General features: G+C 56.6%; 8 protein-coding genes, 1 tRNA gene and 1 pseudogene. 4 read left to right on the forward strand and 6 right to left on the reverse strand.

The features are described 5' to 3' along the window. Positions 1 to 48 precede the first annotated feature (48 nt). Positions 49 to 1353, forward strand: coding sequence for a DUF58 domain-containing protein (locus ABX962_RS04610; protein ID WP_372717064.1), 1305 nt, complete (start codon positions 49 to 51; stop codon positions 1351 to 1353). A 196-nt stretch (positions 1354 to 1549) separates the two neighbouring features. Here the strand turns inward: ABX962_RS04610 and ABX962_RS04615 are convergent, their stop codons facing one another. Then, positions 1550 to 3478, reverse strand: a complete 1929-nt coding sequence (locus ABX962_RS04615; protein WP_372717066.1) for a prenyltransferase/squalene oxidase repeat-containing protein — start codon at positions 3476 to 3478, stop codon at positions 1550 to 1552. A 311-nt stretch (positions 3479 to 3789) separates the two neighbouring features. Here ABX962_RS04615 and ABX962_RS04620 point away from each other — a divergent pair. Then, a tRNA-Met gene (locus tag ABX962_RS04620) sits at positions 3790 to 3863 on the forward strand. Positions 3864 to 4210: 347 nt separating this feature from the next. Here ABX962_RS04620 and ABX962_RS04625 read toward each other — a convergent pair. Both ABX962_RS04625 and ABX962_RS04630 read right to left on the reverse strand, forming a co-directional pair. Continuing rightward, the gene (locus ABX962_RS04625) at positions 4211 to 4756 is read right to left on the reverse strand and encodes a zeta toxin family protein (protein ID WP_372717068.1); all 546 of its coding nucleotides are present in this window, start codon (positions 4754 to 4756) and stop codon (positions 4211 to 4213) included. Between the two features lie 2 nt (positions 4757 to 4758). Beyond that, positions 4759 to 5130: a hypothetical protein gene (locus ABX962_RS04630; protein WP_372717070.1), complete on the reverse strand. Its 372-nt coding sequence runs from the start codon at positions 5128 to 5130 to the stop codon at positions 4759 to 4761. Positions 5131 to 5733: 603 nt separating this feature from the next. On the opposite strand from ABX962_RS04630, the gene ABX962_RS04635 reads away from it, so the two are divergent. Together ABX962_RS04635 and ABX962_RS04640 are read left to right on the forward strand one after the other, a co-directional pair. Continuing rightward, entirely contained in the window at positions 5734 to 6834 is a 1101-nt protein-coding gene (locus ABX962_RS04635; RefSeq protein WP_372717071.1) for a hypothetical protein, read from the forward strand. An 8-nt stretch (positions 6835 to 6842) separates the two neighbouring features. Further along, positions 6843 to 7721, forward strand: a complete 879-nt coding sequence (locus ABX962_RS04640; protein WP_372717073.1) for a hypothetical protein — start codon at positions 6843 to 6845, stop codon at positions 7719 to 7721. Between the two features lie 360 nt (positions 7722 to 8081). On the opposite strand, the gene ABX962_RS04645 is transcribed toward ABX962_RS04640, so the two are convergent. The 3 genes and pseudogenes from ABX962_RS04645 to ABX962_RS04655 form a co-directional block, all read right to left on the reverse strand. Further along, the gene (locus ABX962_RS04645; RefSeq protein WP_372717075.1) at positions 8082 to 8465 is read right to left on the reverse strand and encodes a carboxypeptidase regulatory-like domain-containing protein; all 384 of its coding nucleotides are present in this window, start codon (positions 8463 to 8465) and stop codon (positions 8082 to 8084) included. A 50-nt stretch (positions 8466 to 8515) separates the two neighbouring features. After that, positions 8516 to 9541, reverse strand: a complete 1026-nt coding sequence (locus ABX962_RS04650) for a DUF1559 domain-containing protein (protein WP_372717077.1) — start codon at positions 9539 to 9541, stop codon at positions 8516 to 8518. A 76-nt stretch (positions 9542 to 9617) separates the two neighbouring features. Beyond that, positions 9618 to 9953 (reverse strand): annotated as a pseudogene (locus ABX962_RS04655) (permease); the annotation flags it as partial.

Genomic DNA, 9953 nt, shown 5'->3' on the forward strand with positions numbered 1-9953 from the left:
ATCGCGTCCCATCCCTGTATCTCTTCCCCCGAAAGCTAAACTTCTGCGATGCCGGATCCCTTGTTACCGACACCTCCGGCGGGGACGCGACCTTGGTGGCGACGAATATTGCATGGCTTAGCCACCGTGTTGGTGTTTCCGCTGCGAACGGCGATTGCGATTCGTCGCTCCGCGACTCCCGCATCCATTTCGATGCTGTTGATCGGCATCATTTCGCTGAACATCTTGTGGGGTTACCCCTGGGTCGGCATGTTTGCCGCCTGTGTTGCCACGCTTGGCGTCAGCTTGCTGGTGAACCAATTGATGCAGCCTCGTTTGCACGTCGATTTCTCGCTGCCACGCTGTGTCGAAGCGGGCCAGATTTTCAACCTGCGAATCCATTTGAAGAACCAACGTCATTTGCCCGCATTGCAATTGACGGCGGGATTGGATGCATCACGCCGCAAAGATTTGTTTCGCCGTTTTCGCAAACGATCAGCAAACCAACCGAGCGAGGCTTCTCAAGCTTACGAGGTACTGTCCGGCGCCGTCTCGATCGGAATGATCTCGCCTCGTGAAACGGCTTCGACCGACGTCGCGATTCGCTTCCGTCATCGTGGCGTGCATCCGTTGCCCGATGTGTGTGTGAAATCGATGTTTCCGTTCTGCTTGTTCGAGTTCACCAAACGGATCCCCAGCCAGACGACGATTCCAATCACGCCTCGATTGGTGGGCCAGACCGACGAAGCAGCCTCCAGCGGTAAGCTGTCGGACATGTCAGGTTGGATTCGCAGAATCGCGGCCGCCGAGGCCTACGATTATTCGGGCAGCCGCGAATACGAAACCGGCATGTCGGTGCGACGCTGGGATTTTTCCTCGTGGGCTCGGCTCGGGAAACCGATCGTTCAAGAATTCCAGACTCCCGGCGTTCGCATGGCGTTTATCTTGGTCGACACCGCCGTCGCCCCGGATCCTGCCAGCCCCGCATTGCCAAGCAAAACATCGCCCCCCCGCGATCCGATGTCCGACGGTGCGAACGCAGACCGCGAAGAGACGATCGAGCGTGTGCTATCGCTAGCCGCCACCTGTCTGACCGAACTTTGGCAGCGCAATGTCGGCGTCCAGCTGATGATTACCAGCGAGTCACATGATCCTCTGGACAACTCGCAGCTCTCTCGTAAATCCGCGAGCGACCTCGAAACGATGCTGATCCGACTCGCCATGGCCCATCGCACCAGCACCCAGCAAGCCGACGAGTCTCTGTCAGCCTACATCGAATCGGTGCCCCAGTCGCCGTCAATGCTGATCACTTCGCGAAACGATTTTCCGGCCAATGTCAGCAACGCCGCCTGTAAATTCATGCGTGTCCAATAATCGACAGCGTCTTCCATCGCGACGCGGCGTCGTTTTGTAGCGGTGCGGGGCAAGCCGCCCGGTCTATTTCGAACGCTTTACTCGCCGTAACCGGACGGCTCGCGCCGCGGGCGCTACCGACGGGGTTGACTTTGGGGTTCGTTCACGCAGCAAGATTCGCTACACGCCAAGATCGCGGAGCGATCAGCGACATTGGTTACTCGACCGCGTGGCCAGCATACAGCGGCATGTGGCGGTAGTAAACTTCTAAACAGAACAGCGACAAACAGGTTGAATACAAGCGGCCGTGATCCCCCCAGCGGTCGCCTTGCGGATCCCAACTGCCACGTTCGCGTCCGCGAGTCTCTTGTTTGGCGGGCAATTGCACTCGCATTTTCTCGTTCCAACGTTGCCACGGCTCACCGCCGTAGTGGTGCAATAACTGAGTCGCATAGTACCAGTAATAGCTATCGCGATCGTTGTAGTCGAAGGGAGCGACCTCCCACAACGCGTCGATGCCCTGGACCATGGGTGGATGGTTTCGCGGCCAACCAAGGTATTGGCGGCACAGCAAACCTTCTGCTGTCATCGGAGGACTGGGGCGGCTACGAGGTTGGTAGCCGTACTGGGCTCCGCCACTGGCTTGGGCCAGATCCAAATAGCCTTCGACGTTGTACAACACGCTGCGGTCAACTTCTAACCCCGCCGATGAACCGCTTTCCAACGCCATCACGAACCATCCTGTGATCGACGTGTCCGAATCCGACTTGGGGTAATAACGCCAACCGCCTTGCTCCCCCTGAGCGTCTTGAGCGTACTGGATTGCGGCTTGGGCCTTGTCGCGGAGCCACGAATCTTTGGTCATGCCATACAATTCACATAGCACGATGGTCGCTTGGGCTTGCGCGTAGGCTTGTTCGTGGCCACGAGCGTCTTTGGCCATGAAACCGCTTCGCGTTTGCTGTTTGACCAAATACTTGACCCCCTTGTCCACGTGCTCGGCGTACTTGCCCTTGGTGTGGGTGTTGCCGTCGCCGAGGAACGCCAGCAGAGCCATCGCCGTGGCGGCGGTTCGGTTTTCCACCACACCACCATCGGAGTACGGACCTCGTTTACTCCATCCACCATCGGTGCCCTGATTGCGGCTGAGCCATTCCAATCCCATTTCGACGGCATGTTGTGTCTCGGTGGTACCGCCATAGAGCGCCAACAGCGTCGACTTCATTGCCCCAGATCGTCCGTTGAACATCGGACGCGCGATCTCGATTTCCGGTCCGAAGCCGATGTCCGACATCGCCACTTCCGAGACCACCGAGTCATTAGCGTCTTCAAAGATTGACGGAATATCGACCATCACTTCTTGATCGGTCTCGATATCCGATGCATCCACCAGCACTTCACTGGGGTCGACGACGAATTCAGTAAAGTTGACTTCTTCCTTTGTTTCGCTCTGACCGATTTCCAGCAGCACGCGACTGATCGCATCGCCCGCTGGGGTCGAGATCAGCGCCAGCGCCAACAACAACACCAAGTGGATGACGGTGCTGATCAACCAAGGCGGAGCCCCTTTGACGATTTTTTCTTCGGTCGACGGACCGTCTTGCTCGTCGCTCTCGGCGCTGGCCTGCTCGGTTCTGGCCTGCTCGGTTCTGGCCTGCTCGGTTCCGGCCCGTCTGGTTCCAGCAGACGCCGCGTCGGGCTTCGCTTTGCTTTTGCTGAACTTAGGCAATTCGTCTCGCCAGCGCAGCGATTTGGCCGAACCGATCCCGCTGGCGACGACGGCAGCGGGTTGAGTTGCCGGGTGGGGGCCGAGCGTGGCTTCGTTTTGCCCCGATGCAGATCGCAGCGGAGGCAGCGTCGCGCGGGGCGGCGGCGGCGGAGGAATAGGGGGGCTCGAGCTAGGCGGAACCGCGGGACGTGAAGGCGGGGCCGTTTTTGCCGGATCGCCATTCGGTTTTTCAGTGCCCCGGTTTATTTGGGGAGTTCGGCTTTGGGGAGCCGTGTTATGAGAAGCGGGGTGAGTTGGGGTTGCGGACGGTTGCAGTGGCGGAGGGGGAACGGAACCCGACTCGTGCGAGGTTCCCCCCAGAGGTGAGGGAGCCACATCGGGGTGGATCAAATCGGATTGGGAATCCGCTTGCGACATCAAAAACCGAACAGCGAGAGAAAAGTTTGCATGACGAACAGGCTTCTACATAGAATAGGGTGTGAGTTAAAAAAATGCGAACGACGGAACCAGGAAACGGACGCGAATTGCGTTGGCAGGGGGAAATCATCGTTACAAGTGCCCCGACTGATAACGATTTTTCCGGTTGCGGCGGATCGAGAAAGGCTTTGGCGGAGGGCAAGTTAAGAAATGTTAAAAATGGGATGTGCAGCCTGTTGACACTCTGCCGAGGATTCCCATATAGTCTGCACATCGATGGGAGACGCAAGTCACTCACTCGAAAACTTCACCGCGGGATGGAGCAGCCCGGTAGCTCGCGAGGCTCATAACCTCGAGGTCGTCGGTTCGAATCCGGCTCCCGCAACTTAAGTGGGATAGGCATCTTGCCTGTCATCCACCAACAACCTTAAAAGCCGACGTAGGGAATTTTCCACACGTCGGCTTTTTTCGTGCTTTACCGCGGCCTGGGCAAGGACTTACGTCCTCGCTGGCCCGCCAGAGATCTCTCCGGGTGTCTCTGGAAAAGTACTATCCGGCCGCCGGCGCTGGCGATCGCTGGGCCGATCTCGGGCAAAGGTCTCGGTTGTCTCTGTACGATGCAGACCTCCAGGTTATGAAGTCCCAGAGTGCTATCGGGAAAACGTGGCCATCGTGCCATGTGTCGCTGACAAGTTTACTCGGCCTGAGTTTTATTCAATCCGACCATGGGTCTCAGGGGATCTCGACGCGTTGGCCGTTTTGATACCGCTCAGCGAACCGGTACGGGTGACTCAAGTCCGAGTTGTCAAAGATGAGCACATGTGGCAATCTTTCGATCCCCAGGGTGAGGTTTGCTTGCGTGCGAGCGAATCTTGCCTGCAGCTTCTCGTCGGGGACATCGTGTCCGCCTTGGCTGGCTCGCATCGACACTCGCTGGATCGAAGTCGCGGCATCATTAATCCGAATGAAGATCATCACGACCTCATAGCCGCTGACCCCATACTGAGCCAACTGCTTAACCTTTTCGCCGACCGGGTCCGATAACACGGTCTCGAAAACAAAGCTCTCGCGACGCGCAATCAAAGCGAATCGAATAGCACTGGTCGCTTCCGCAGCCTCGTACGCTGGGATGTTCAATTCGCGAGCGATCTCATCGGCGTTCACGAATCGCAAACCACTGTCGGCCAATTGAGCTTCAAAGAACGTCGACTTGCCGGCACCGTTGGAACCGGCGATCGCAATCACGATTGGACGCTTTTCGAGAAAGCCAAAATCCATCGTCACTCGTCAGCAGACTCGAAGACTCGATTGACGAATCGGCCAATCGTTTCCGTGCCGTCCTCGTTCGTCTTGCGAAGTAAACCGGGGCGATCGGAAACCGGTTCGTAGTGCGGGTACGGTCGAGATTGCAAATAGTCGCTCACGCGTTGCCGGCCCGCTGGCGAGTCCACTTCCGCGATCGCTTCGGACAACGGACGCACCGCGCCGGCTTGTCGAAGTGCCAGCGCCCGATCGCCTCGCAGCAGCGGCTCAAGCGATTTCCCAAGCGCAGCCCAAAATTCAATTTGGCCGGCAATGCTGCGTTGTGAAAGCTCCGCGGTCGCGCGTGCGTCACACACCAGCTCATCAGAAAGTTTGACAGGTTGTCCCATCGTTTTGCTCCTTGCCTTCCATGGTAGCATAACGCTACCTGCAATTCAAGGATTCATTTCTCGCCGCCCGATCGCGAAACTGACGAAGCTGAGGGCGAGCGTTCAACCCATCGCGAACGGCTCGGTTACCACCTCTTGGAACTGGGCACTGAGTATCAAGACCAAACCGCCATTGCAGTGCCGGCAGGGCAGATTGCGAACACCAAGCAGAAGCCAGCTTGATACGCCGATTTTATAAATTGGTTTGAAGGCAATTCATTCGAGTCAATCCAAAGACACATTCGCCCTGCGGAAGAGAGTGCTGCTGCAACGTGCTGTGGCAACGATCGTGACAGACATCAACGGATCGTAGTTTCGCATGTCCACTTGCTCGAAGACGGCATTGCACTCGTCACGAATCGGGCTCTCGGTGGATCGCAGGTCGGTTGACGGCCAGAGTGTTGCTGATTCCCAATCCAGCCACATAGACCGAGCAGCTTGCAGGCCGCCAACCGCATTCAGCGTGCCCAGTGGGGACATTGAAACCCGACGCATTGTCAAGGAAACCGACTTTTCCCACGCGGGAAAACTTGATTATTTTAGAAAACAAGCTACATTTTCGTAATGAATGCGGTTTTCCCAAGCGAGAAAATGGAAGAAAATACGAGAATTGATGAGCAGTTCATGCTCGATAGGCTACGTCCGGGTGAGCTATTGCTGCCGCCGCTCGTCATTCGAAACGCGATTCCGCACTACGATCAAGCTATCGATGCACTGATCGAAGTCTCGTTTGCCGCAGAAGATGCCACCGAGAAATTCTCTGTGGAATGCAAAACGCGATCTACGCCGGATGCCTTCAGGAAAGCTATTGAGCAAGCGTCCAACAATGCGCGGCGTTTGGAATGTCATCCGTTGATCTTTCTCCCGTACCTGTCGCCGGATCGATTGGTCGAACTCGAGGATCTAGCTGTTAGCGGAATCGACTTGTGTGGAAATGGCATTGTCTATGTCCCGAACCGCATGTGTGTAGTGCGTACAGGCCATTCGAATCTCTATCCCGACTCGCGACCGGTCGCCAATCCTTATCGTGGTCGTTCGGCGTTTGTCGCCCGGATGCTGATCTGCAAACCTCAATGGAACACTCTGAGCGATTTGACCGAAGCGATCAAAAAGCAGGCTCAGTTGAAAGGCCTTTCGATATCACAGGTCTCCAAAGCGATCGCTACCTTCGTTGAAGAAATGCTTGTGATCAAAAACGGAAACACGATCAAGCTCACCGATCCTATTCGAATGCTAGATCACCTGGGCAAGCATTGGCGTCGTAATCCGCCCCGCCGACAGCGCAGCTATCGAAGCCATGCAGGAAAGCCGAAGCTGAGCGAACTGTCAAATTCTGAGAACTTGGCTTGGTCACTTACCGGCGAGTCCTCAGCGACACGCTATTGCACGATCGCCCAAGGCGGACCATTGAAAGTGGCAGTGAGCAATTTGAAGCTTGCCGAATCACTGCTATCGTTAACTCCTGAGAGCGTCCCTAGTTTCGCTGATATCGTACTGTATGAAACCAAAGACGACGAATACTTTTTTGCCAACGAGCGAGACAATGAAGGTATTCGATATGCCAGTCGAATACAGACCTGGCTCGAACTCAATGACGGCGATGCTCGCCAACGTGAGACCGCCCAAGATTTGTATCAAGCAATCATCAACCAATCGCAGGCGTAACGAGCAGCATGGACGATCTTTTGTGGCCGCACTTTTCACCGCTTTGGCATGACCTTGGTACCGCTTCGTCAACCGGCATTCTTGTCGCCGGCGGGTACGGACTGTTCCTTAAGCAGAGATGGCTCACCGAAGGTTCTTCGTCGCGCACGGTCGTGCCGATACGAAACTGGCGGGATGCGACTCCGCGAGTGACGAAAGACGTCGACTTAGTGCTCGGGCTTGATCTAATCAAAGATGCCGCTCATCAACAGTCAGTCATCACTGCCTTGAATAGGAACGGTTTCGTGGCAAGCGATCGTCCACATGAGCGACGATGGAAGTTCATCAAGCGTCTACAAGGCAACCAATCGATCATCGTAGAAATGCATGCTCAGCGACCAGATCGGGGCGATGCTGGAATTACGGCCACGGACAAACGCGTCAAACACAAGCCATCACTGGGTGATCAAGGTGTTCATGGCCGAACCAATCCAGAAGCGGTCGGTTCGGAACTGCATCCGTTCCAATTTGCAATCGATGATACCTACCTGCATGTCCCCAACCCGGTCACTTGGAGCGTGATGAAGCTGACAGCGACCCGTGATCGTTGGGCAAAATCTCAAGATCCACAACTCGATGAAGAGCGACGAGAATTCAGTCGAGCGCAGGCGGCAAAACACGCTCAGGATGTTTACCGAGTCGTCGCCATGATGACGATGGACGAACGCGATCGTGCAAGTGAGGTTGTCGCCGCGATCATCGAAACCGAAGCGTTTCGCATCGCCGCACGATACTGGCAGGATCACTTTGCCAACACCCCTCTCCCCGTAGTCCAGCAACTTGGTGCAAACTGGCAGGCGGAAGATACAACAACGATTCGCGAGGTGTTGTCAGGATGGTTCGGTTAGCTAACGACGTTCGCAAGACTTCCGTGGCCGGGACAGACAGCTTGCTTGACATCCACGACAAAATTTGAAAGCCGGCGTTTGGAAAAATTTTTAGACGCCGTTTTTTTTGTTGACGGATTGAAGTGCAAGCAAAAACCTGTCTCTTCGCGGACTGGCGGTTCTTTCGGTCGGCCCCCCGCAGCCGCCCCCATCCGGTCCACAACAACGGCAGCGGGCGGCTTTTGATCGCCCGAGGCGTTCCTAGTAGATCTGGCCTCCCATTGGGATCGACCGGTTGCAAAATGTGGCCTCCGAGCAAAAGTAGGCTGTACATGCAGAAAAAAGTGACGGACGCAGCTGGAACGTGTTGTCTGTGTTTGCTCAATCCGCCGATTGGCTGGATGGCTGGAGCGTGATCCGCAGCGGAGAAGTGGAATCGGCATCGTTGGTCACTCGCAGCCCGCTGGTGTAGTAGTCGGCAAAGCGGCGGGGGACGGTTCGGCCATGCTCGTGGGCTTCGGCGGCGAGGTCTTCGGTCAAGACGATTTGCACCACGACGACTTCGTAATCGCCGGGCGGACAACCGAGTCTGCCCTCTTGGTCCGCAAGCGAGAAACTGCCGTCGGTGGCGATGCGACTGGCGTAGCGACTTCCGTCGGCGAGCGATCGAAATTCAACGCTGCCGGATTGCACGGGACTGCCATCATCGAACTGGACAGTGCCTTGGTACGAACCACTCGAACTGCCACAACCAGTCAACAGCAAGCTGAAAAGGGCGAGGCTCGCAAACCCGATGGATCGAACACGCGTGCAGTTCAATTTTCTAGCTCCACAATACGGGCGTCGCCGCGGTTAGCCAGCGATCCGAGTAGCTTGGTGTCGGTATCGGGCGAGAACAGCCGAACGCTGCCGTCGACCAACGCGAAGTGAACGCCTGCGGGATGCCAACTGCCGAACGAAAACATGTCGGCCAGAACATCACTGGGTCCATTGGCCAATCGCAAGCCGGGGCCGGCCAAGCGACATGACGCGGGAAGATGGTCGCCGTCGTAGGCAGGCGAGTCCTCAGGGAACTGTGCCAGTCCATTGAAGGGCACAAACTTTTCACCGAACAGGAACGTGTTGGACGTTCCGTCGCTGACCGACGCCATGCGAACTCGATCCGATGGCCCGATCGCTTGGCCATTCTTGCAATCGGGGCGAACGCTGATAATCACCCCGGTTCCATTGCCGCCAAAATAGAAATCGGTTGGTGCTCCCGTCGCTCCGGGCGTCAGGTCACCGTGGTTGCCGGCGTAATCGCTGAGCGCTCCTTCGACATCGAGCGTCACATCGACCGGACGCGGCGGGATCGGGCAACCGCATGGCAAACGTCCGCCTTCACCGGTGACCGTGGTTCGCAAGTTTCGTGTGCCGATCGGTCGCGTGCCGGATCGGCGAGACGGACAAAGGAAGATGTCGGGAACGACCGTGCGAACGTTCTCGGGATGTTGATGCCAAGGCGTTGAAAAATCCCACTGGCCTCCAAGCGAAACCTGTTCGATGTACGGCATCACACGAGCCAGCCACGTCGGGGTTTCCAGTCCGCACTGGTCGGCCGGTGCGGCGTCGGGACGTGATTCGTAACGGGCCGGCGGAAAGTAGCCGACGGCGTCGTGGTGCAGATGCGTCGCCAGAGCAAGTTGGCGAATACGGTTCTTGCAATCGGTACTGCGTGCCGCTTCGCGAGCCGACTGAACAGCAGGCAGCAACAACGCGACCAGAACACCAACGATCCCAATGACCACCAGTAATTCGATCAGCGTAAAGCCGCGCAAAGAGTCTTTTCTAACAATCAACATGAATCGGATGATCCGCAAAAGGGGCTATCAATCCGGTCCGACCGCCCACGATTGTAATCGCGTTGCATATCGATTGTCAGTGATTTGGCCGAAATGAGTGAGCCCAGCGGAAATTGGTACCCAAAATATCCCTCACAACCCGTTGGGTTTCATCCGGTTCAAACGGGTCGTGCTCAAGTTCATGTTCAAGTAACTCCAGCTTTTTTCGGATCAAATAGCCCTGCATCCGCTGGTAGGGTCGAACTTGGCCGGTGCGAATGAACGTGCCGACCTCCATTCGGCGACTCCAATCTTCCCAGACCGGCAACCAGAACAGCGCGTGATCGACCTGTCCGCTGTTCGCGGCTGACAAACACTCCGCTCGAGCCATGCTGATCTCTTCGAGGCATTCGTCGGGCGAAGGGTAGTAGGC

The organism is Novipirellula sp., assembly GCF_041583735.1.
In the GTDB taxonomy this organism is placed as follows: domain Bacteria; phylum Planctomycetota; class Planctomycetia; order Pirellulales; family Pirellulaceae; genus Novipirellula.

What these genes read in the sequence shown, in the direction of transcription:
- ABX962_RS04610 (WP_372717064.1), top strand. Translation starts at nt 49, where the DNA reads ATGCCGGATCCCTTGTTACCGACACCTCCGGCGGGGACGCGACCTTGG.
- ABX962_RS04615 (WP_372717066.1), bottom strand. Translation starts at nt 3,478, where the DNA reads ATGTCGCAAGCGGATTCCCAATCCGATTTGATCCACCCCGATGTGGCT.
- ABX962_RS04625 (WP_372717068.1), bottom strand. Translation starts at nt 4,756, where the DNA reads ATGGATTTTGGCTTTCTCGAAAAGCGTCCAATCGTGATTGCGATCGCC.
- ABX962_RS04630 (WP_372717070.1), bottom strand. Translation starts at nt 5,130, where the DNA reads ATGGGACAACCTGTCAAACTTTCTGATGAGCTGGTGTGTGACGCACGC.
- ABX962_RS04635 (WP_372717071.1), top strand. Translation starts at nt 5,734, where the DNA reads ATGAATGCGGTTTTCCCAAGCGAGAAAATGGAAGAAAATACGAGAATT.
- ABX962_RS04640 (WP_372717073.1), top strand. Translation starts at nt 6,843, where the DNA reads ATGGACGATCTTTTGTGGCCGCACTTTTCACCGCTTTGGCATGACCTT.
- ABX962_RS04650 (WP_372717077.1), bottom strand. Translation starts at nt 9,541, where the DNA reads ATGTTGATTGTTAGAAAAGACTCTTTGCGCGGCTTTACGCTGATCGAA.